General features: G+C 64.7%; 22 protein-coding genes. 7 read left to right on the top strand and 15 right to left on the bottom strand.

Annotated elements, in window-relative coordinates; genetic code table 11:
• Positions 1–38 precede the first annotated feature (38 nt).
• From rlmB to AC56PL_RS01040, 6 genes are all read right to left on the bottom strand, one after another.
• On the bottom strand, positions 39–1,004 hold the full coding sequence (rlmB, locus tag AC56PL_RS01065; RefSeq protein ID WP_482135810.1) for a 23S rRNA (guanosine(2251)-2'-O)-methyltransferase RlmB: 966 nt from the start codon (positions 1,002–1,004) through the stop codon (positions 39–41).
• A gap of 64 nt (positions 1,005–1,068) precedes the next feature.
• Entirely contained in the window at positions 1,069–2,481 is a 1,413-nt protein-coding gene (gene cysS / locus AC56PL_RS01060; RefSeq protein WP_495514588.1) for a cysteine--tRNA ligase, read from the bottom strand.
• A gap of 11 nt (positions 2,482–2,492) precedes the next feature.
• Positions 2,493–2,957 (bottom strand): 2-C-methyl-D-erythritol 2,4-cyclodiphosphate synthase, encoded by a 465-nt coding sequence (gene ispF / locus AC56PL_RS01055; RefSeq protein ID WP_495514587.1) that lies wholly within the window; start codon positions 2,955–2,957, stop codon positions 2,493–2,495.
• Positions 2,954–3,622, bottom strand: coding sequence for a 2-C-methyl-D-erythritol 4-phosphate cytidylyltransferase (gene ispD / locus AC56PL_RS01050; RefSeq protein ID WP_497152772.1), 669 nt, complete (start codon positions 3,620–3,622; stop codon positions 2,954–2,956). Before ispD ends, ispF begins: the two co-directional genes overlap by 4 nt.
• Before the next feature lie 21 nt (positions 3,623–3,643).
• Complete coding sequence (locus AC56PL_RS01045; RefSeq protein WP_020107769.1) at positions 3,644–4,132, bottom strand: CarD family transcriptional regulator; 489 nt, start codon at positions 4,130–4,132, stop codon at positions 3,644–3,646.
• A gap of 256 nt (positions 4,133–4,388) precedes the next feature.
• Positions 4,389–5,306, bottom strand: a complete 918-nt coding sequence (locus tag AC56PL_RS01040) for a hotdog domain-containing protein (protein ID WP_495514585.1) — start codon at positions 5,304–5,306, stop codon at positions 4,389–4,391.
• Positions 5,307–5,498: 192 nt separating this feature from the next.
• Between AC56PL_RS01040 and AC56PL_RS01035 the strand changes: the two genes are divergently transcribed.
• Positions 5,499–6,128, top strand: a complete 630-nt coding sequence (locus AC56PL_RS01035; RefSeq protein ID WP_497152771.1) for a copper chaperone PCu(A)C domain-containing protein — start codon at positions 5,499–5,501, stop codon at positions 6,126–6,128.
• Between the two features lie 108 nt (positions 6,129–6,236).
• Complete coding sequence (gene radA, locus AC56PL_RS01030) at positions 6,237–7,634, top strand: DNA repair protein RadA (protein WP_495514583.1); 1,398 nt, start codon at positions 6,237–6,239, stop codon at positions 7,632–7,634.
• On the opposite strand, the gene AC56PL_RS01025 is transcribed toward radA, so the two are convergent.
• The gene (locus AC56PL_RS01025; RefSeq protein ID WP_497152770.1) at positions 7,626–8,207 is read right to left on the bottom strand and encodes a PaaI family thioesterase; all 582 of its coding nucleotides are present in this window, start codon (positions 8,205–8,207) and stop codon (positions 7,626–7,628) included. The two genes, radA and AC56PL_RS01025, sit on opposite strands and share 9 nt — an antisense overlap.
• Positions 8,208–8,254: 47 nt before the next feature.
• On the opposite strand from AC56PL_RS01025, the gene disA reads away from it, so the two are divergent.
• Both disA and poxB read left to right on the top strand, forming a co-directional pair.
• Complete coding sequence (gene disA, locus AC56PL_RS01020) at positions 8,255–9,337, top strand: DNA integrity scanning diadenylate cyclase DisA (RefSeq protein ID WP_497152769.1); 1,083 nt, start codon at positions 8,255–8,257, stop codon at positions 9,335–9,337.
• 53 nt (positions 9,338–9,390) lie between these two features.
• Complete coding sequence (gene poxB / locus AC56PL_RS01015; RefSeq protein ID WP_495514580.1) at positions 9,391–11,124, top strand: ubiquinone-dependent pyruvate dehydrogenase; 1,734 nt, start codon at positions 9,391–9,393, stop codon at positions 11,122–11,124.
• A gap of 53 nt (positions 11,125–11,177) precedes the next feature.
• Here the strand turns inward: poxB and AC56PL_RS01010 are convergent, their stop codons facing one another.
• Positions 11,178–11,942 (bottom strand): hypothetical protein, encoded by a 765-nt coding sequence (locus AC56PL_RS01010; RefSeq protein ID WP_497152768.1) that lies wholly within the window; start codon positions 11,940–11,942, stop codon positions 11,178–11,180.
• Positions 11,943–12,043: 101 nt separating this feature from the next.
• Positions 12,044–12,688: a carbonic anhydrase gene (locus tag AC56PL_RS01005; protein ID WP_495514578.1), complete on the bottom strand. Its 645-nt coding sequence runs from the start codon at positions 12,686–12,688 to the stop codon at positions 12,044–12,046.
• Between AC56PL_RS01005 and AC56PL_RS01000 the strand changes: the two genes are divergently transcribed.
• Complete coding sequence (locus AC56PL_RS01000; RefSeq protein ID WP_497152767.1) at positions 12,687–13,583, top strand: HhH-GPD family protein; 897 nt, start codon at positions 12,687–12,689, stop codon at positions 13,581–13,583. The two genes, AC56PL_RS01005 and AC56PL_RS01000, sit on opposite strands and share 2 nt — an antisense overlap.
• Here AC56PL_RS01000 and AC56PL_RS00995 read toward each other — a convergent pair.
• Positions 13,556–14,380 (bottom strand): alpha/beta fold hydrolase, encoded by an 825-nt coding sequence (locus AC56PL_RS00995; protein WP_497152766.1) that lies wholly within the window; start codon positions 14,378–14,380, stop codon positions 13,556–13,558. The two genes, AC56PL_RS01000 and AC56PL_RS00995, sit on opposite strands and share 28 nt — an antisense overlap.
• Positions 14,381–14,502: 122 nt before the next feature.
• On the opposite strand from AC56PL_RS00995, the gene AC56PL_RS00990 reads away from it, so the two are divergent.
• The gene (locus AC56PL_RS00990; RefSeq protein WP_495514575.1) at positions 14,503–14,811 is read left to right on the top strand and encodes an antibiotic biosynthesis monooxygenase; all 309 of its coding nucleotides are present in this window, start codon (positions 14,503–14,505) and stop codon (positions 14,809–14,811) included.
• 77 nt (positions 14,812–14,888) lie between these two features.
• Positions 14,889–16,376, top strand: coding sequence for an aldehyde dehydrogenase family protein (locus tag AC56PL_RS00985; protein ID WP_495514574.1), 1,488 nt, complete (start codon positions 14,889–14,891; stop codon positions 16,374–16,376).
• Between the two features lie 80 nt (positions 16,377–16,456).
• Here AC56PL_RS00985 and AC56PL_RS00980 read toward each other — a convergent pair whose 3' ends face one another.
• The 5 genes from AC56PL_RS00980 to AC56PL_RS00960 form a co-directional block, all read right to left on the bottom strand.
• Positions 16,457–17,065, bottom strand: a complete 609-nt coding sequence (locus AC56PL_RS00980) for a hypothetical protein (RefSeq protein WP_495514573.1) — start codon at positions 17,063–17,065, stop codon at positions 16,457–16,459.
• Positions 17,066–17,920 (bottom strand): Rv1363c family protein, encoded by an 855-nt coding sequence (locus tag AC56PL_RS00975; protein WP_497152765.1) that lies wholly within the window; start codon positions 17,918–17,920, stop codon positions 17,066–17,068.
• A 131-nt stretch (positions 17,921–18,051) separates the two neighbouring features.
• Positions 18,052–19,497 carry an MCE family protein gene (locus AC56PL_RS00970; protein WP_495514571.1) on the bottom strand — a complete coding sequence of 482 codons (1,446 nt, stop codon included), beginning with the start codon at positions 19,495–19,497 and terminating at the stop codon, positions 18,052–18,054.
• Positions 19,494–20,756, bottom strand: coding sequence for an MlaD family protein (locus tag AC56PL_RS00965; protein ID WP_497152764.1), 1,263 nt, complete (start codon positions 20,754–20,756; stop codon positions 19,494–19,496). Before AC56PL_RS00965 ends, AC56PL_RS00970 begins: the two co-directional genes overlap by 4 nt.
• Positions 20,756–22,015 (bottom strand): MCE family protein, encoded by a 1,260-nt coding sequence (locus tag AC56PL_RS00960; RefSeq protein ID WP_497152763.1) that lies wholly within the window; start codon positions 22,013–22,015, stop codon positions 20,756–20,758. The genes AC56PL_RS00965 and AC56PL_RS00960 overlap by 1 nt, the downstream gene beginning before the upstream one ends.

Here is a 22,015-nt window from a genome sequence, read left to right as displayed (position 1 = left end):
GGCCCGCCAAAAGGGCACATTATCGGGAGGGCTAGGGGTCAGGAGCGGCGCTGGCGAGCGAACTCGGCGAGCACAACACCCGCGGCGACCGAGGCGTTAAGGCTCTCGACATCACCGGCCATCGGGATCGACAGGATCGAGTCGCACGATTCGCGCACCAGCCGTGAGAGACCCTTGCCTTCGGAGCCCACCACGATCACGGTGGGCCCGGAGCCGTCGTACTCGTCGAGGGTCACATCACCATCGGCGTCGAGACCAACGAGCTGAACGCCCGACTCGGCCCAATCCTTCAGTGTCCGAGTCAGATTCGTGGCCTGCGCAACGGGCAGACGCGCTGCGGCACCGGCACTGGTCCGCCATGCCACCGCGGTGACAGACGCACTACGCCGAGCCGGGATCACCACGCCGTGGCCACCGAACGCGGCCACCGAGCGGATCACCGCACCGAGGTTGCGCGGGTCGGTGATGTTGTCGAGCGCGACAAGCAACGGCGGACGACCACTGTCGATCGCCAGCTGCATCAGGTCGCTGGGATGGGCGTAACGGTACGGCGGCACCTGCAGGGCCAGGCCCTGGTGCATGCCGTTGGCACTCATCCGGTCCAGTTCGGGACGCTGCACCTCGAGGATCGAGATACCCGCGTTGGCGGCGAGCTGCACCGACTCGGTGACGCGCTCGTCGGCCTCGCCTCCGAGGACCACATAGAGTGCGGTGGCCGGGACGCCGGCACGCAGGCACTCGACAACGGGATTGCGACCGAGGACGTACTCGGGACCATCGGTTGTCGGCTTGCCGCGCGGCGCACGTCCACCGGTGGATCCACCTGAATGCTTGGCTGCGGCCTTGGCCTTCTTGTGCGCCGCGTGATACGTGCGCTCAGTCGCCTTCGGGGTTGCCCCCCGTGCCTCGAGTCCACGACGGCGTTGTCCGCCCGAACCCACGGTCTGTCCTTTTTTGGTTCCGCCCTTACGGACTGCACCCTTACGTTTTGAATTGCCGGCCATCAGGCCACCCACCTTACGCGAAATGCGCTGTAATCCCCGGTGACCGGTTTACCCGGTACCGCGTTCATCGGTCCGTCTCCACGGATTCTCTTGTTTCGGACATAGACCACTGCGGGCCGTCCGGTGTATCGGTGACTTCGATCCCGGCGCGCGCCAGCCGATCACGAACCTCGTCTGCGGTGGTCCAGTCCTTTTCGGCACGGGCCGTGGTCCGCCGCTGCAGCTCGGCCCGGACGAGCACGTCGAGCGCGGCCTTGGTCTCGACATCGCCACCGGAATCAGCCCAGTTCTGCGCCAACGGGTCGACTCCGAGCACACCCATCATCGCGCGGACGGATGCGGCCGCTTCCACGGCGGCCTGGTGATCGCCCGACTCGAGCGCCGTGTTGCCGATCCGCACCACACCGTGGATCTCGGCAAGTGCGGAAGGCACGCCGAGGTCGTCGTCGAGCGCCGCGGCGAATCCGTCGGTGATCTCGCCAACCGGGACTGTCCCGGCCCGCGAAACCGTCCGCTGCACAAAGGATTCCACGCGCCGGTAACCGGCGGCGGCCTCTTGCAGTGCACCTTCGGAGTATTCGAGCATCGACCGGTAGTGGGCGCTGCCCAGGTAATAACGCAATTCGACGGCGCGCACCCGTTGCAGCATGGCCGGGATGGCGACCACGTTGCCGAGCGACTTCGACATCTTCTCACCGCCCATGGTGACCCAGCCGTTGTGCATCCAGTACCGGGCGAACGGGTCTCCGGCGCCATGGCTCTGCGCCTGCTCGTTTTCGTGATGCGGGAAGATCAAATCCATTCCACCGCAATGGATATCGAAGTCCGAACCCAGAAGAGAGGTGGCCATGGCCGAGCATTCCAGATGCCAGCCGGGACGCCCGCGACCCCATGGGGTCGGCCAGGAGGGCTCACCGGGCTTTGCGCACTTCCACAGCGTGAAGTCGCGGGGGTCGCGCTTGCCGGTGCCGGCACTCTCACCCTGATGGACGTCGTCGAGGCGGTGTCCGGACAGCGAGCCGTAATCGGGCAGGCTCAGGACATCGAAATACACATTGCCGTCGGAGGCATAGGCGTGGCCGCGCTCGATCAGCCGTTCCATGTACTCCACCATCTGCGTGATGAAGCCGGTGGCGCGCGGTTCGGCCGAGGGCGGCAGCACCCCGAGCTGGTCGTAGGCCTTGGTGAACTCTCGTTCGTGGGTGGCGGCCCATTCCCACCAGGGACGACCGGCATCAGCAGCCTTGCGCAGGATCTTGTCGTCGATATCGGTCACGTTGCGCACAAACGCCACATCGAGGCCCTTGTACGCCAGCCAGCGCCGCAGGACATCGAAGGCGATACCGCTGCGGACGTGCCCGATATGCGGAACACCCTGGACGGTGGCGCCACACAGGTACACCGAGGCATGTCCGGGACGGATGGGCGTGAATTCACGCAAGTCTCGGGCGGCGGTGTCGTAAAGGCGCAGGGTCACGATCGGCAATCCTACTGGTCAAGCAACAGCGCAGTGGCGACGGCAGCAATGCCCTCGCCCCGTCCGGTCAATCCGAGACCGTCCGTGGTGGTGGCGGAGACCGAGACCGGCCCTCCGAGAAGGTCACTGAGTATCTGCTGCGCTTCGGCGCGGCGAGGCCCGATCTTGGGCCGGTTGCCTATCACCTGGACAGCGGCGTTGCCGACGACAAATCCCTGGGCTTCGCAGAGTTCGCGGACGTGCGCAAGCATCCGGGCACCACTGACGCCCTCCCACTGCGGCTGCCCGGTACCGAACACCGATCCGAGGTCTCCGAGGCCTGCTGCGGACAGCAGCGCGTCGCAGAGCGCATGGACGGCCACATCGCCGTCTGAATGCCCGGCGCATCCGTCTGCGTCGGAAAAGAGGAGTCCGGCCATCCAGCAAGGCCTGCCGACTTCGATGGGGTGGACGTCGGTACCGATACCCACCCTCATGCGTGGGCCCGATCGGTGAGCAGCCAGGTGGCCAGGTTCAGATCCCAGGCAGTGGTGATCTTGAAGGCCAGCGGATCGCCCGGAATGGTCTGCACGGCGAAGCCCTGGGATTCGACGAGACCTGCGTCGTCCGTGAAATCGGTCTCGGCGGCGGCATAGGCAGCGGTGAGCACGGAGTAGTCGAATCCCTGTGGGGTCTGCACCGCACGCAGCAATGACCGGTCGACGGTCCCGGTGACGATGCCTGCGGGGTCGACGGACTTGATGGTGTCTGCCACCGGAAGTGTGGGGACAACCGCGGACGCGCCCGATCGGACAGCGTCGACAACGTCGGAGAACAACGATGCGGGAGTGAGACAGCGGGCGGCGTCATGCACCAGCACCACTTCAGAATCGGACGGCGCGGCCGACAATGCGGCCTTCACCGAGTCCGAACGCTTTGATCCCCCGGCCACCACGATGACCTCGGGAAAATCGGACCGGACCTGGTCAACCAGATCGGCGGGAACCGAGATGACGATACGATCGACGACCCCGCTGGCCAGCGCACCCTGCACACAGTGGTGCAACATGCTCTGACCTGCGAGATCGACAAACGCTTTGGGTAGACCCATGCCGAGTCGCTCTCCGCGACCTGCGGCCGGGATCAATGCAACCGTAGACATTCAGTGAATCAAGCGACGCGCTCAGGAAGCGGCGGCGAGAACCTCGTCGAGAATGATCGAAGCCTTCTCGTCGTTGGTGTTCTGTGCCAGCGAGAGCTCGTCGACAAGAACGCGACGAGCGCGGGTGAGCATTCGCTTCTCACCGGCGGAGAGTCCACGATCTTGTTCACGACGCCACAGGTCGCGAACGATTTCGGCAACCTTGATGATGTCGCCGGAGATCAACTTTTCCTGGTTTGCCTTGAACCGGCGAGCCCAGTTGGTGGGCTCCTCGGTGTGGGGCGCCCGGAGGACGTCGAAAACCTTGCCCAGACCTTCTTCTCCGACTACGTCGCGGACTCCTACGTACTCGAGCTTCGTAGAAGGAATCTGAACTGTCATGTCACCATCGGCCACCTTCAGAACGAGGTACTCTACGGCCTCGCCTTTGATGGTTCGGGTCACAATGTCTTCGACCAGTGCGGCACCGTGATGGGGGTAGACAACGGTGTCACCAACTTTGAAATTCAATGTTCCATGCCCCTTTCGATTTCTCCAGTCTAGCACGGTGCGTTCCGCGCCATCAGTCAACTGCGCAGGTCAGCGGCATCGCGGCAGGATCCGGAGTCTTGACGACGCCCGAAATGTGTGCTGCCGCACCGCCTGAACTCCGAAGGCTCCGGCACTCGAAGCCCCCGTCTGCCAACCGATTTTGGGAACCTGTTCACCACGCCTGCCGCGGGGGCGGATGCGGTCGGCCGGACCGCCCTGGACCCCCCTTCACCGCCTATGGCATCAAATGTTGCCGAAGTGTGACCGTCGTGAGTGCGAGCACGGTGTCGCCTGCACCCGCGTCGACCAACCGGACATCCACGACACTGTGATCGCCGGCGTCGCGGACGACCTCACCGCGGGCTCGCGCCGGGCCGACCCGAACCTGCGACAGATAGTGGATCTGCATGTCGCAGGCCACCATTCCCGGCCGCATGGCACAGGCCGCGGATTCGGCCAGCACCGCCAGAGCGCCACCCTGGATCGTGCCGATCTGGTTGACGACGAAGGGCGTGAGGTCGAGTTCGAGTACACCTGCACCCGCATCGACGACCCGCATGCCGAGCCTCGAATAAACGGTGCCGTCGACCGGGATCGGCGTGCGTTCCCGGATCGTCCCCACCGTCTTCGCGGGTGAATACAGATCGGCATCGACGGCGGCGGTCCGCGGGATGCGGGCGAACACCACCAGGGCCCGTCCGGCCCGGGTCAGCCCGTGGGCACCGCGATCGATGTCATCGGTCAATGTCCGCAGATCGGTGACACCGCATCCGTCGTAGAGATCGACTGAGATCACCACCACCTTCTTGCCTGCCCGGACCAGCTTTGCGTCTGCCACGATCGGCCCGCGGGTGATCGGGTCGCCGGCATAGAGCGACAGATCCTGGGTTGCGGTCCAATCCGGGGAGGCGGCGATCAACGCCGGATCCGATGCGACGATGTCGACAACGGTCATCAGAACCCCTGTCGAGGCCGCCCCACCGGAGTCCCGCAGTTTGTCGGTCAAGGTCGCCCGGAGCACCGAACGTTCCGGCGACGGCTGAAACGACGTCAGCCCGAAGTCCGACGCAAACGACACCGGGCCCGGCAGGACCATCCCCGGCCGTCCGCCCACCTGGGCCGGACGCGAGGTGGAAATCAGATTCTCACTCATGAGAATCATCATGCCAGTTTGAAGGTCAATGCGAAACGAACCGTTTTCGCGACCCGACCGGGATTTCCCGACGGTCGCCCACTACGCTGCGTAGTGCACGCATTGTGGATTTTGGTGGGCGCTGGTTCGAGTACCTGCGTGGCCGCCACACAAGGCGCGCGTCGCATCAGGACCTATCTCGGAGGAAAACCGGTGTCAGTGCAGAAAGAATCGGCCCGGCGTGGTCGAGTGGGAACGATCCTCGCCACCGCAGCCATCGCCGCAGGCCTGCTGATCGGCACCACCGCGTGCGGCGCGGGCCAGATCGCCCAGACGCCCGATCAGGCGCCTGCCATCAACGGCAACGAGATCAACGCCGGAGCGATGGCGTTGCGCAACGTGCACGTTGTCTACCCGAAAGACGGAAGCACCGAAGAGTTCACCAACGGTGGACCGCTCGAGTTGGCATTCCTGATCGCCAACGAGTCGCCCGACACCTCCGACAAACTCGAGAGCATCTCCTTCCCCGACGGCAAGGGCACGGTGACGATCGAGGGAGAGACCACGATCGCTCCCCTCGGCATGCTGCGGGCGGGCAAACCTGCCGAGGTGCTCGGCACGAGCCTCGACCCTGTCAATCCGAACGAGAAGTGGGTCACCGTGACCGTGCAGGGTGAGTCCAAGACCCTCACGCCCGGTCTCACGTTCCCACTGGTCTTCAAGTTCGAGAAGGCAGGCGAGACCACCATCGAGGTCCCGATCGACGCCGGCCCCATCTTGCCGCGGCAAGACCATCCGCGCGGCATCGACGCGGACCACGTCGAAGTGGGCGGCGACCACTAGCATTCGGTCACCATCAGCATGTGAAAGAGGGCCACGGCAATTGCCGTGGCCCTCTTTCGTATCCGGGTCTGCCGCGGCGTTGTCGGACCCGCTGGCTAGAGTCAGCCGGTGGCCAAACAGAAGTCGACATATCGGTGCAGCGCCTGCGGATACCAGGTCGCGAAATGGGTTGGCCGCTGCCCGGAATGCGGTGAATGGGGCTCGGTGAGCGAAGCCGCCCTGGCAACCGTTGGCAGCTCCGGGATCGGCGGCGGTAAATCCGCCACCGTCGCAACCATTCCCAGCCAGCCGGCTCGGCCCATGACACAGATCGACGCGACCAACGCGGCTGCCTTCCCCACCGGCATCGGTGAATTCGACCGGGTACTGGGCAAGGGCATCGTTCCGGGCTCGGTCCTGCTCCTCGCCGGAGAACCCGGTGTCGGCAAGTCCACCCTGTTGCTCGAGGCTGTCAAACAGTGGGCGCTGCAAGGCCGTCGGGCGCTCTACGTCACCGGAGAAGAGTCCGCCGGACAGGTTCGGCTCCGCGCCGAACGCACCGGCGCCGTCCACGACGAGATCTACCTCGCTGCCGAAACCGACCTCGGCGCGGTCCTCGGTCATGCCGAGGCGGTGATGCCGTCGCTGATGGTGGTCGACTCCGTGCAGACGATGATCGCCCAGAATGTCGACGGTGTGAACGGCGGTGTCACCCAGATCCGGGCAGTGACAACAGCTTTGACATCCCTGGCCAAGAACGCCGGGATCGCCGTCATCCTCGTCGGGCACGTCACCAAAGACGGCACCGTGGCCGGACCCCGCTCACTGGAACACCTGGTGGACGTCGTGCTGTCCTTCGAGGGCGACAAACACTCACCCCTGCGCATGGTCCGCGGAATCAAGAACCGCTTCGGATCGGCCGACGAGGTCGGTTGTTTCGAGCAACGCGAAGACGGCATCCACGAGGTCACCGATCCGTCCGAACTGTTCTTGCACCACCGCGACATCGGGGTCGCGGGCACCGCCATCACCGTGGCGATGGACGGCAAGCGGCCGCTACTCGGAGAAGTCCAGGCACTGGTCTCGAAGTCGAGCCTGGCCAATCCGCGTCGGGCCGTTGTCGGGCTCGATTCGGCAAGGGTGGCAATGATTCTGGCTGTCTGCGCGGCCCGGGCCAACCTCCCGACCTACGACCAGGACGTCTACGTCGCAACCGTCGGCGGCATGAAGATCAGCGAACCCGCCGCCGACCTGTCGGTGGCTCTTGCGCTCAGTTCCATTCTCGCCCAACGCTCGTTGCCGGGCTCGATGGTGGCCCTCGGTGAGATCGGTCTGGCCGGCGAGGTACGCCGGGTGGCCGGGGTCGGACGGCGGGTGGCAGAGGCGAAGCGGCTGGGCTTCAAACACGCAATCGTGCCCGCCGGTTCCCTCGATCTGCCGTCGGGCATCAAGATCACGCAGGTCGCCGATCTTCAGACGGCCATGCGCGCGGCACTCAAAGGTCCGGCCGGTCCGTTCTCATTCTGACGATTCGGCACGCCGTCTGCGCTCTGCCTTACGCGCAAGACTTTCGGCGAACTCGTCTGCCGCGCCGCTGTCCGCATAGCTGTCCTTGAAGTGCTCGGCCGGATCGATCCGGACATACATCGCGTGCGCGGCCGCGACGGGCACGGTGTTGTCGCCGAGATACGCGATGCCACTGGTGTAGATCTTGCGCCGCACGGTCCCGTGGGCCACCGCCTCGATCCGCAGTTCGCTGCCCAGCGGGATCGGCTTGGCGAAGTCGATCTCCAGATGCGCGGTCACCGCCGCGAATCCGATCATCCAGTGCGTCATACCGAGCGCTTCATCGAATGCGGCCGACAGGATGCCACCGTGGATGACGCCGGGGCCGCCCTCGAAACGGGGGTCGACCTGCATGCGCGCGGTGACCGCGGCACCCTCGCCCGCGGTGGCCACCATGTGCAGCCCGTGCGGCACGGTCTCACTGCAGCCGAAGCACATGGGGTAATGAGCGCGCAACTTCTCACCGAACGCCGGGGCGCGGGGCGACCGGACTGCGGCGGCGAGCTCATCGGGCAGAACAAAGGATGTTTTCACAGACAGCTAATCTAGTGTGCACTTGCGTTACTACAGAAAGGCGCCTCATGCCAGAGGTTCCGGCCTCCGATCTGCTCCGCACCACGATCGCCCGGCTCGCACCCGGCACTCCTCTACGAGATGGCCTTGAACGCATCCTGCGCGGCCGGACCGGCGCTCTCATCGTCCTCGGGCACGATCCCGAGGTCGAGAGCATCTGTGCGGGTGGCTTCGACCTGGACGTGGCGTTCGCGCCGACCAGGCTGCGAGAGCTGTCGAAGATGGATGGCGCGGTGGTTCTGTCGACCGACGGCGCCCGGATCGTCCGGGCCAATGTGCAGCTGGTTCCGGACCCGTCGATTCCGACCGAGGAATCCGGTACCCGGCACCGCAGTGCTGAGCGCACCGCCATCCAGACCAGGTATCCGGTGATCTCGGTGAGTGCGTCCATGTCGATCGTCTCCGTGTATGTCGACGGGATCCGGTACGTGGTCGAGGGTTCGGATGCCATCCTCTCGCGCGCGAACCTGGCTGTGGCCACGCTCGAGCGATACAAGACGCGCCTGGACGAGGTCAGCGCACAGCTCTCGCGTTCGGAGATCGAGGATTACGTCACCCTGCGCGATGCGATGACCGTGGTCCAGCGCCTGGAGATGGTCCGACGCGTCTCCGAAGAGATCGAATACTACGTCGTCGAACTCGGCGTGAACGGCCGACAGCTCAGCCTGCAGCTCGAAGAACTCGTTGGCGACAACGACTCTGCGCGCGAACTCGTGGTTCGCGACTACTTCGCCAGCCCTGAACCCGCCAGCACACAAGAGGTCGAACAGGCACTTGCGGCCATCGAAAAGCTCACCGACGCCGACCTTCTCGACCTGACCGCACTCGCTCGCGCCTTTGGTTACCCGGACACGGTCGACGCACAGGACACCGCGATGAGCCCGCGCGGATACCGGCTCCTGGCCCGGATCCCCCGACTGCAGTTCGCGCACATCGATCGACTCGTTCGCAGCTTCGGCACCCTGCAGGCGCTGCTCGCGGCGACCGCGGCCGATCTGCAGGCCGTCGAGGGCATCGGCAGCATCTGGGCCCGGCACATCCGCGAGGGACTGTCCCGGCTGGCCGAGTCGAGTATCGAACGTTTCGACTGAGGTCCTCAGCGAACGCCTCGTCGGCGCATCCTTCGACCCCCTACCCTGGGTTCATGGCCACCATCGCGGACACAGTCGTCGACGTCATCCATTCTTCCGGCGTCGAGCGGGTCTACGGCCTACCGGGGGACTCGCTCAACGGGTTCACCGACGCCATCCGCCGCGCCGGGACCGTCGAGTGGAAGCACGTACGACACGAGGAGGCGGCGGCGTTCGCGGCGGCCGCCGACGCCGCACTCACCGGCGAGTTGGCGGTCTGCGTCGGTAGCTGCGGGCCCGGCAACCTCCACCTGATCAATGGGCTGTTCGACGCGAACCGTAGTCGCGTACCCGTCTTGGCCATCGCGGCTCAGATACCGGCGGCCGAGATCGGCAGTACTTATTTTCAGGAGACGCATCCCGAGCAGCTCTTCAACGAATGCAGTGTCTACAACGAGCTGATCAGTGTGCCGGAGCAGCTGCCCCGAGTGCTGGAGATCGCGATGCGGACCGCGATCGAGAAGCGCGGGGTCGCCGTAGTCGTCATCCCCGGTGAGATCTTTCTGAAGAAGAGCTCCGGGCGCAGGCGTTCGGCTCCCATCCGCCATATCCCCCGCATCACGCGTCCGACCGACGATCAGCTCCACGACGCGGCTTCTGTCCTCAACTCCGCGGAACGGGTGACCATTCTCGGGGGAGCCGGCGTCGAAGGCGCACATGAGCAGTTGCTCGCGATCGCCAAGACCCTGCAGGCGCCGATCGTGCATGCCCTGCGCGGCAAGGAGTTCATCGAATACGACAATCCGTACGACGTGGGCATGACCGGTCTGCTGGGGTTCGCCTCGGGTTATCGCGCGATGGAGAAGTGCGACACCCTGCTGATGTTGGGTACCGATTTCCCGTACCAGCAGTTCCTTCCCGAAAAGGCCAAGATCATTCAGGTCGACATCCGCGGTGAGCAGCTCGGGAGGCGTACCCCGATCGACGTCGGATTGGTCGGCAGCGTCAAGGACACGATCGACGCCCTGCTGCCGATGCTCGCGAAGCACGCCGACACCGAACATCTCGAAGCGTCGGTCGCCCACTACCGCAAGGCTCGCACCGACCTGGACGCCCTCGCGACGAATGACCGCAACCGTCGTCCCATTCATCCGCAGTATCTGGCAAAGCTGGTGAACGACAACGCCTCCGAGGATGCCGTATTCATACCTGACGTCGGATCACCGGTGGTCTGGGCGGCGCGCTACCTGACGATGAACGGGCGCCGCCGCCTCATCGGTTCGTTCGCCCATGGCACGATGGCCAACGCGATCCCCCACGCGATCGGTGCCCAGAGCGCGTTCCCGGGGCGTCAGGTGATCACGTTCTCCGGCGACGGTGGTCTGGCCATGCTGCTCGGTGAGCTGCTGACCATCCGCCAGCACAAGTTGCCCATCAAGATCGTCGTGTTCAACAACTCGTCACTCAACTTCGTCGAGTTGGAGATGAAGGCCGCCGGAATCGTGAACTTCGGGACCGAGCTGGACAATCCGGATTTCGCAGAACTTGCTCGGGCACTGGGCATTCAGGGCATCAGGGTCGAACAGCCCGAAGACCTCGAGGCCGCGGTCAAACAGACCCTGAGCCACGACGGCCCCGCGTTGCTCGATGTGGTGACCGCCCGCCAGGAGCTGTCCATACCGCCGACCGTGACGGCGGCCCAGGCGAAGGGTTTCACCCTGTACGCACTGAGGACCATCCTGTCGGGTCGAGGCGATGAGGTGCTCGACCTGGCTGACACCAACGTCTTCCGGCGTTTGTTCGACTGAGAACATTCGTCCCGGCGCAACTACACGCCCGGAAGAGGCTGGATCTGTCGGCGCTACTGCGCGTTGACCCGGTCGATGTTGAATGTGATTGGTGCGCTGGCCTTCTCGCCGATCCTGGCGACGGCCTGGTAGGCACCCGGAACCACTGGCTCGCGTGGGGACTCACAACCCGGGGTACTGGTGGTGCCCGACCACTGGATGGTGTCCTGCACCTGCTGGCCCGGCTTGAGGAGTTGGTTGTTGACGCCTGCCACCGGGGCGCAGTCACCCGACGCCCAGATCCGGCGATCACCGGCGAGGTTCAGGACGGTCACGCTCTGCATCGCCTTGCCGACGTCCCGGGTGCACTCGGAGAGTCCGGCGTTGGTGACCGCGATCGTGAAGATCGGCTGCTCACCCTCTGTGTAGGCGGGCTTGTCGGTGTAGAGGACCACCGAGATGTTCTGATCGGGGCACAGGCCGCTGGCCGGCACCGGGGCCGGGGTCTCACCGGCCGGAGCACCTGCCGGTGTGCCACCGGGTGCGCCAGGCGCTGCCGAAGCGTCCGGGCCCCCAGGCGCGGCTTCGCCGCCGCCGCCGGAACCCGAACTGGGGCTCGCCGACTCCGAACCCGAATCGCTGTATGCCGACGGAAGGACGTAACTCGACGAGCTGGAGAGGTCGGTGCCGTTCGCGGTGTTCTTGTTACTGTCGTCGCCGCCCGTGACCAAGAAGATCAGACCCACGACGACCGCGAGCACAACCACCAGCACACCGACTGCGAGTGCACGTCGACGCCAGTAAATTTCCGGTGGCAGGGGGCCCTGAGGATCCAACACACCCCGACGCTAATGGGAGTGTGCCACCGGCTGTCTGACCTCGGGCGGCGTGTCGCGAGACGATGCTGTGCGGGAGGTCTCAGTTGACCGCGATCCGCCGCTCAGGAAGCCAGGCTTGGCATGGCCGGATCGTCGCCGAGTTCGCCGAGTGTTCCCCGTACGCTGACCGCACCTTCGGCGAGCTCGTAGGTGAGGCCGACGATACCGACCCGTCCGCTCTCGACCTTTTCGGAGATGATCCGGCTGCGCTGCATCAGCAGACGCCCGGTCTCCTTGACGTGACGCGCCTCGAATTCATCGACGCGGGTGAGCCCTTCACTGCGACCGGCCAGGATGCTCGGGGTCACCCGTTCCACCACGTCCCGAATGAATCCGCCCGGGATCTGCAGGTCATCGAGCGCGTCGAGGGTGGCCTTGACCGCACCACAGCTGTCGTGTCCGAGGATCGCGATCAGGGGCACATCGAGTACCTCGACGGCGTATTCGATCGAACCGAGGACCGCTGAGTCGATGACGTGCCCGGCGGTCCGGACGACGAACATCGAGCCGAGGCCCTGATCGAAGATGATCTCTGCAGCGACCCGCGAATCAGCGCATCCGAACAGGACTGCCTGCGGGTGCTGCCCTGCCGCCAGACGCGCACGATCCTCGATACCCTGACTGGGATGATTCGACTTGCCTGCCACAAAACGTTCGTTGCCTTCGCGCAGGTTCTTCCATGCTTGAGCCGGAGTAGTTGGGGACATGACTGACATTCTGCCCTTGTCCGGTTCTGTTTCGCCGGGCAAGCTCCTTTCCTGGTTCGACCGGGCCGAACGAGACCTGCCCTGGCGGGCGCCGGACGTGAGCGCCTGGCACATCCTGATCAGCGAAATCATGCTGCAACAGACCCCGGTGTCGAGGGTGGCTCCGATCTGGGAACAGTGGGTGGCGCGGTGGCCGGTGCCCTCTGCCATGGCGGCGACCCCGGTGGGTGAGGTGGTGCGGGCCTGGGGCAAGCTCGGCTACCCACGACGCGCGATGCGACTGCACGCCTGCTCGGCCGTGCTGGCCGCCGAACACGGGGACATCGTTCCCGCGGACGTCGACGTCCTGCTGACTCTGCCCGGCATCGGCGACTACACGGCGCGGGCGATTGCGTGCTTCGCATACGGGCAGTCGGTGCCGGTGGTCGACACCAATGTCCGCAGAGTCATCGCGCGAGCGGTGCACGGACGTGCCGAACCGGGCAACCCGGCACGATCAGATCTGATCGATGCGCAGGCACTTTTGCCCGATGACGGCCGGGCACCCAGGTTTTCGGCTGCCTTGATGGAACTGGGTGCGTTGGTGTGCGTCGCCAAGAATCCGAGGTGCCAGAGTTGCCCACTGACAGACTGCCTCTGGGTGGCGACCGGATCGCCCGCCCACACCGGCCCGGTGCGCAAGGTGCAGAAGTTTACGGGCACGGACCGACAGGTTCGCGGACTGTTGTTGGACGTGTTGCGCGACAGCACCATTCCGGTACCTCGGGCCGCACTCGACATCGTGTGGACCACCGATACCGCTCAACGCGACCGCGCCCTCGATTCACTCCTGGTCGACGGCCTGGCCGAGATCACCTCCGACGGTCGTTACGCCCTGGCCGGCGAAGGGACCTGAACTCCCGGACGGCGACCGATCACGGTGCTCTGCAGACCACAAAGGAAGGCTTCCACCGCGCCCCGGTACTCGTCGGGCGCGGAGTCGTGGACAAGGTGGTCGGAGCCGGCAACCTGCAACAGGATCGAATTGGCCGCCGCAGCAGCCATCTTCGCCATCTGACCATCGGGAGTCACACTGTTCTGTGCCTCGATCAACAGGGCCGGGACCTCGACGGCCTGCCACTGTTGCCAGAAGTCCCGCCGACCCCACTCCTCGGCTATCTCGGCCCATACCTCCAGACGGCCGTGTAGGGCACCGTCGTCGAATGCCTCGTAGAAGTACCGGCCGGCGACCTCACCGAACATCTTCTGCGCCTGCTCAAGTGAATCGAAACGCTGCGGCCAGGACGAGAACCACGGCTCCCAGCCGGCGGTGGTACGGCCACGGAAGTCGGGCGCCATGTCCTCGATCACCAACGCCGACACCAATTCCGGGTACTCCGCCGCCGTGCACCACGCATGTAGCCCGCCCATCGAATGGCCGATCAGAACCGCGGGACCCATGTCGATCCAGGTGAGGATCTCGGCCAGATCCGCCACAAAGCGTTCCGTGCACAGTTCCTCGGGACCGGCAGGCAGCGCTTCGTCGGCACCACGGTGACAGGCGGCGTCGTAGGTGAAGACCCGGCCATAGCCGCGCAACCACGGGATCTGGCGCCGCCAGGTCCTCCCCCGGCCCATGAGTCCGTGCAGCAGGACTATGGGCGCTCCGTCCGGCCTTCCGCCGTAGTCGATGAATCCGATGTCAGCGCTCACGAGGTAGAACAGTAGCTGCGATGACCGCTCCGTCAGGGATATCCGTCACCGCCGTTCGCCCGACGGCCTGCTGTGCGTTCACGGGGTTCACTGCCGCAATCGACGGCAGTAGGGTGAGCGACATGGCAATTGTGAAGATCAACGCGATTTCTGTCCCCGAGGGCGCCGGCCCCGAACTGGAGAAGCGGTTCGCCCAGCGCGCCCATACCGTCGACGGCTCCAAGGGCTTTCTCGGATTCCAGCTGCTGCGTCCGGTGAAGGGCGAGGACCGCTATTTCGTGGTCACCCAGTGGGAGACCGAAGAAGACTTCGCGGCCTGGGCGGCCGGCCCGGCCCGTGCGGCCCACGCAGGCGAGAACAAGAATCCGGTTGCCTCCGGCGCGAGCCTCCTCGAGTTCGAGGTTGTCATCGACGCCCGCCCCACCAGCTGAGCGCACCAGACTCCTGCCGCAAAACTGGAACGTGTTCTACCATTGGTCCCCAGAGGCAACCACCAACTGGAGGACCAATGACGGACACCGCCAACGCGGCACCAACCACTTCGCGCGACTACAGCGAACTGCTGATCGGCGGACGCTGGACCCCTGCCCACTCTGCTGACATTCTCGAGGTCTTCTCGCCGGCCACCGGGCAGCGCGTGGGCAGTACGCCGCTGGCCGACGCCACCGACGTCGACACCGCGGTGAATGCCGCGCGGGCCGCATTCGAATCGGGCGTCTGGCGCAACACCTCCCCGCAGGATCGGGCAGCGGTCGTTGCCAGGGTCGCCGATCTGATCGATGAGCGCGGCGCGGAGATCGCCGAACTCGTCGCCTCGGAGATGGGCGCGCCACCGATGGCGGTGAGCACTCTGCAGCAGCTGCCCGCGACCGGTGTGCTCCGCGAATATGCCAAGGCCGCAATCAATTACAACTGGCTCGAGTATCGCGACGGATTGTTCGGCAAGTCGCAGATCACCCGTGAACCCGTGGGTGTGGTCGGTGCGATCACCGCATGGAATGTGCCACTGTTCCTGATCTGCAACAAGCTCGGCCCGGCCCTGTCCGCCGGATGTTCCGTGGTCCTCAAGCCCGCACCCGAAACCCCGCTTTCGGCCAACTACATCGCCGAACTGTTCACCGAGGCCGGATTGCCCGAAGGGGTGCTGTCCGTGGTCCCCGGCGGACCGGAAACCGGAAAGGCGCTTGTCGCCCACCCGGACGTCGACAAGATCACCTTCACTGGTTCCACCGCGGCAGGCCGGGCGATCGCCGCCGCCTGCGGTGAGCAACTCAAACGCTGCTCGCTCGAACTCGGCGGAAAGTCCGCGGCCATCGTGCTCGCCGACGCCAACCCGGCCGAGATCGCAGGCATGCTCACATTCACCGGGCTGATGAACACCGGGCAGGCCTGCGTCGCCCAGACCCGCGTCCTGGTCCCGAGCGCCAAGCGCGACGAGATCGTCGCCGCCATGGTCGAGGCCGCCAAACTCCTCAAGCCGGGTCTGCCCGACGACCCGGAGGCCCAACTCGGACCGCTGATCACCGAGAAGCAGCGCACCAAGGTCGAGGGCTACATCCAGCAGGGTAAGGACGCGGGGGCCACCGCCGTCCTCGAGAGCACCCGACCGGAGGGTCTGGAGTCGGGTTACTTCCTGAGCCCCACCATCTTCACCGGCGTCACCAACGACATGACCATCGCCCGTGAAGAGATCTTCGGCCCGGTGATCTCGGTCATCGACTACGAGACCGAGGACGAGGCCATCGCCATCGCCAACGATTCCGAATACGGCCTCGCCGGGACGGTGTGGACGGCCGACGTCGAACGCGGACTCGAGGTCGCGGCCCAGATCCGGACCGGGACCTACGGCGTGAACTGGTACGCCATCGATCCCGGGTCACCCTTCGGTGGCTACAAGAACTCCGGCATCGGCCGCGAGAACGGACCCGAGGGTCTCGAGTCCTACGTCGAGCACAAGTCCGTCATCCTGCCGATGGGCTACGACCCCACCGCCTAGGCCTTTCCCGCAAACGATCCACCTATACGAAGACGATCCACATATTTGTGGATCGTCTTCGTATTACCGGAGCGTTTGCGTCAGGGGGTGGGTGCCGGGGCAGGGGCAGACGATTCCGTTGGCGCGGGGGCCGGGACCGTCGAGGCACCCGCCTTGTCGGCCTCGGTCGCGAGCTGGGCCTTCACCGAATCGTCGGTGATGATGTCGATGTTGGTGACCAGCCACTTGCCGCCGGACCGCTCCATCGAATACTGCAGCCGACTGGGGTTGATCGCCACCACATCTTTGCCGCCCTTGGTCACCGACTGATTCATGAAGATCAGGATCAGCGCGGTGTCGCGGGTATTGGTGACAACCCCGGCCTCCTGGATCGTCACCTCGGATTTGACCTGCTGATCCTTCACTGCGACAACAAGATTCGAGTCGGTGATGATCTGGTCATATTCCTGTGCAGCCGCACCGGTGACCAGCGTTTTTGCCTGCTCCACCTGCTGCGCGACATTGCCCGGGTCGTATCCGAACATCACTGTTGCCGTATGGGTTCCGGCGTCCAGCGCTTCACCACGGGCATCCTCGGTCGCCGTGGCGTCGCGGTAGTTCAACCCGGCGATCGTTGTGATGACCACCCCGGCTACCAGGATCACGACGGTGAGCACCGAGACGGCCCACCACCAGAATTTGCGGGACATCTACGTCACCCACTCGAAGTTGGTCAGCTTTAGTTGTCCGTTGATACGGGTCATGTCGAGCTTCCATCGGAATGTCTGCAACACGGTCTGCTGCTCAGGAACGTTGGGCTGGTTCATCTCCCAGCTCGACACCAGGATCACCGATCCGGCATTTGGTTCACAAACCGTGGCTGCCTGTGAGATGACGGTGCCCTTCGTCGAGACGTTCTCGGACTTGATCATGTTGACGGTCTGCTCCATCGACTGGCTGGTCTGCTCCATGGCCTTGCCACTGGTGCTGTCCTGAAAAGTCTTGATGGCGCCGTCGATGTTCTCGGGGTTCAGCGTTGTCAGGTTGGTGATCATCTGGCGGGCGAAAGCCGAATACTCGGCGCACAATTCGTTGCGCTCGTCAATCTCGTCGGCCCCCGTGATGAACACGGTCGACGCGACGACCATGCCCGCGATCAGCCCGATAGACACAACGGCCGCCAGCACGATTCCCAGTCCACGCAGATTCCCGCGGCTGCGTGGTGAGCGACCTTTGTCGACCGAGGGCCTGTCACCGGATCGGCCCGGACGAACCCGGCCCGCGCGCAGATCCGACTTGCGGCGTCCGGCACGCCGATTGCGGTATGACTCCCCTGCCGAGACCGACGTCGACCCGAAAGACTGCACCGCGCCCGAATCGGTTTCGGTTCCGGTCGGGGCGGTGTCGGACTCGACGATCTCGGCTTTGGGCTTGTTCAGGTCCACCGATGGCTTCGCGGCCGACGCATCGCTCGACTTCGACTTCGGCTTACGGCTCAGCGGCGACGACTTCACCGGAAGACCGGTCGTCTTGCGAACCTTGCCACTCGGTGAACTGCTGCGCACCGACGACTCGGACGCATCCTGCGGCGGACCGGCGGGCCTGCTGGCCCGACGTCGCTGCGGCTTCTGAGGAGCGGGTCTCTGGCGTGCCGCTTCCTGTTCGGTTGGTGTTTGTTCAGTTGGTGTTCGGGCCGTCACTGGACGGTCCCCGTGATCAGGCTCTGCCATTGACTGTTGTCTTTCTGCTGTTCCCCGCTACCACCTGTACCAGATGTGCCAGACGGTACCGCGGTTCCGGCGTTGTACGTCTTGCCGTCCGGGCCGATGTAGTCACCACTGACGGGGTCGTAGCTGGTGGCATAGACGGCGGGGCTGCCGTCGTCCGCGCCGGGTGCGCCGTTGGTCAAAAAGCCTTGTGGCAGATCAACACCCGGTAGCCCGTTCGGGAAGGGCACGTTCTCGCCGATCGGCGTGTAGCCGGTTCGGCATTCGGCCGGCGTCGACGCGCGGCGGCCGGGTATCTCCACACACGGGAAGTTGCGGGTTCCGCGGACCGCGACGTTGGAATCCTGCGGGACGCGGCACAACATCCCGGGCGGAAGATCACGCGGGGTCTGGGCCGACGCATCGCGTTCCGGGGTCATCGGCATGAAGCCGACCGTGCAGGTGCCGGGATCCTGGAATCCCAGCGCAAAGTCGACGTTGGCGCCGTTGCGGTAGTCCTCGCTGTTGAGCGCGGTGATCAACGCCGCCATCAAGCGCGGATAGATCACCACGATCTGCTGCAGGCTGGGATGGTAGATCGCCAGGGTCCGAGCCGTTGTGTTGAGATTCGAGAACAGCAACGGCAGTGACTGATTCATCGAGGCGAACAGCTCTTGACTCTGCTGCGCAACACTCGGACCCTGATCCAGGATCCCCTGGATCTGCGGGTCGTTCGCCCGGAGTTGATCGGTGACCTGCACCAGATTTGCCGTCCACGCGCGGATGTCATCCACCGTGGTGGTCTGCGTCTCCAGCAACGGGGCTGCTTGGTCGATCAGCTTGACGATCGCCTCCGAGTTCTCGTTGGCATCACCCACCAGCAGGGTCATCGAGTCGAAGAGACGCTGCAGGTCTTCTCCGGTGCCGTTGAACGCGTTGAACGCCTCGTCCATCAACCGGCGCAACTTCGTGTCCTGGATCTGCTCGAGAAGGGCATCGGCCTGATCGAGCAGCGTCCCGACCTCCACCGGAACCGTCCCGTTCTCGACCACCGAGCCGTCCTGCAGATTGCCGGTGGACGGTGTGTCGGGATCGGGCGTGAACTGGAGGTACTGCTCACCGACCGCCGAGACACTGCGTACCGCGGCGATCGAATTGTTCGGGATCTTGGTGTCACTGTTGATCGACAACGTTGCCAGAACGCCGGTCTCGGTCAATGCCACCGTCTGGACCTTGCCGACATCGACACCGCGGAAGCTGACGTTGCCGTTCTGATAGAGCCCACCGGTACTGGGCAAGTCCACCTTGACCGTGTACTCCCCGATCCCGACCATCGAGGGCACTCGGATGTAGAAAACCGCAACGGCGAGCATCGACACGACCGTGATGATGGTGAAGATGATCAACTGCATTCGTACGAACGGTGTGATGCTCATGAGCCTGCCTCCCCGTTCGGCATCGGCGAGGGCTGATTGTTGTCGACCGGCATCTCGGCGGTCAGCGGACCGGTGAACGGATCGCTGCTGCGGGACGCGGCGCCGGCCGGCGAGCCGAGTAGACCCTCGGGACCATAGAGCTGACTCTGCCCACCGAGACTGGCCAGCGCGCCTCGCTCCAACCGCCCGAAGGTGAGGTCGAGGTTGATCTCGCCGTTGAGATAGTCGCCTCGGACCACCTGCGGGATGACCTCCTCGGCAAACGGGAAGGTCAGCAAGATGCCGAGCGACTGGGTCAGGGCCGGGCCGGTGGACTGTAGTTGGTCCAGTACCGGCACCAGGTTGCTGACCAGCACCGTGATGTCTTCCGAACTCGCGTTCAAGATGTCATCGGTGGTGCGGCTCAGCGTGCTCAGTGAACCCAGCGCATCGGTGAACTGCACTCGCTGATCCTGGAGCAGGGAGAGGATCTTCGGTCCGTCGGCCAATGCCTTCTCCACCACCGGTGTCTGCTCGTTGATGCGCGAGGTCATGCGGTCCAGACCCTCCATCGCGCGAATGATGTTGACCCGCTGATCGTTCAGCTCTTCCACCAGCGTGTTCAGGCGCGGAATCAGTTCCCGCAGCACATCTTCGCGGCCGGCCATCGAGTTGTTGAGTTCGGTGACGATGTCACCGACCTGCGCCAGACCACCGCCGTTGAGCACCACCGACAGCGAACTGAGCACCTGCTCGGTGGTCGGATAGGTGCAGGCGGCCACCTGTTGTGCCGAATTGATGTCGGGAATCGGTTGCTGGTTCTCCGGCTCCGGAATGTTCTCCGCCTCGGGGCAATCGGCGGCCGGGATCTCATCGCCCGCTTGCAGAGTGCCCGAATCCGCGTCCTCCGGCTGCACGATCTGCAGGTGCAACGAACCGAGAACGCTGGTCATCCCGACCATCACATGGGAACCCACCGGAATCGAGGTCCCCTTGTTGAGCCGCAGCGTCACCTGCGCCTGCCAGTCGTTCACCGAGATCTTTCCGACACTGCCGACAGTGGCGTCGTTGATCATGACGGGTGCGTTCTGAACCAGGTTGGCGGCGTTGGGAATTATGGTCGTCAGCTCGTACGAGCCGCGACCGGTGCCATCCGCACCGGGAATCGGCAACGAGTTGAGTCCCTCGAACCCACAGCCCGACGCCATCAGCGCCGTACTGATCACGGTCGCCCCGACGATGTTGCGGGCGACCACCTTTCGTCTCAACACTGCGCGCATCATCCCTCACCACCGAACGGCACCAGCAGCTGCGCCAAGCCGGGGTTCTTGTACTGAGAGCGGGTCGCGGCGTCCTGATCGCGAATACCCTGCTGCGCCCGCGCTTTCACACTCGCGTTCTGGTACGAGATCTGATCGGGTGTGGCGTTGATACCCGACACCGGATTGGACAGGAACGGCGGATAGTTCATCCCGATCGTCCCGAAGATCGGACCCAGGACATCGACACACTGTTCGACCAGGTCCTCCTGGCCGGGACGGGCCGTACCCGCCATCGAGCCACACAGAAGGTTGATCAGGTTGCCGCCCATACCCAGTCCGAAGATGCCCGACAACGACCCCTGGAGCGGGTTGTAGATGTTGTAGAAGTTCGACAGCTGGGTCGGGCCGGAATGCAGTAGCCCGCGGATCTCTTCGTCTTTCTGCGCCAGCACATTGGTGGCCTCGGAGAGATCACGGACCGACTCACTGAGGGTCGCCCCATTGGTGTCGATGAACGTCTGGATGTCGGTCAGCGCGGTGTTGAGGTTGGTCAGCGCACCGTTCAGGTTGTCGGTGTTGTCGGCCAGAACCTGGCTCACCGACGCGATACGGCCGTTGAACTGCACCAACTGATCATGGCTCTGCGACAGCGCCTCCGTCAGCGTCTGGAGATTGCGAATCGACTTGAAGAGATCGTCGCTGCCACCGGCCAGCGTGCCGGTGACATCCGAAAGTTGCTGGATGGCCTGGCGGATGGCCGTGCCGTTGCCGTCGAGGTTCTGATCGAAGACGTCGACCGCGCGGGCAACCGAACCGGGGTCGGCGCCCTGCGGACCGACCGCCTCGGTCAACCTGCTCAGCTCCGCCTTGATCTCATCCCACTCCACCGGAACCGCGGTGCGCTCCATCGGGATGTCCCCACCGCCACCGAGCGTCGGACCGCCCTCATACACCGGGGTCAACTGGACAAACCGGCCGGAGACGAGGGACTGCGCGACCACGATCGCCTCGACGTCTTCGGGCAGTTTCCGGTTGCGGTCGACCTTCAGTTCGACCTGAACATCGTTGTCCCGCGGGGTGATCGACCCGACCGAGCCCACGTCGACGCCCAGGATCTTCACCGAGTCACCCTCGTACAGCGCATTCACGGTCGAGAAGTACGCCGTATAGGTCTTGTAATTCGCCTTCTGGAGGCCGTAGTACACCGCCACGACCGCCACCATGACGGCCACGACGACTGCGGTGACCTGCCAGAACCGTTTGCTCAAGCGTCCCAT

This window comes from Williamsia sp. Y721 (genome assembly GCF_059683565.1).
The sequence above is the reverse complement of the archived record's forward strand: the minus strand, read 5'-3'. Positions and strand labels throughout refer to the sequence as shown.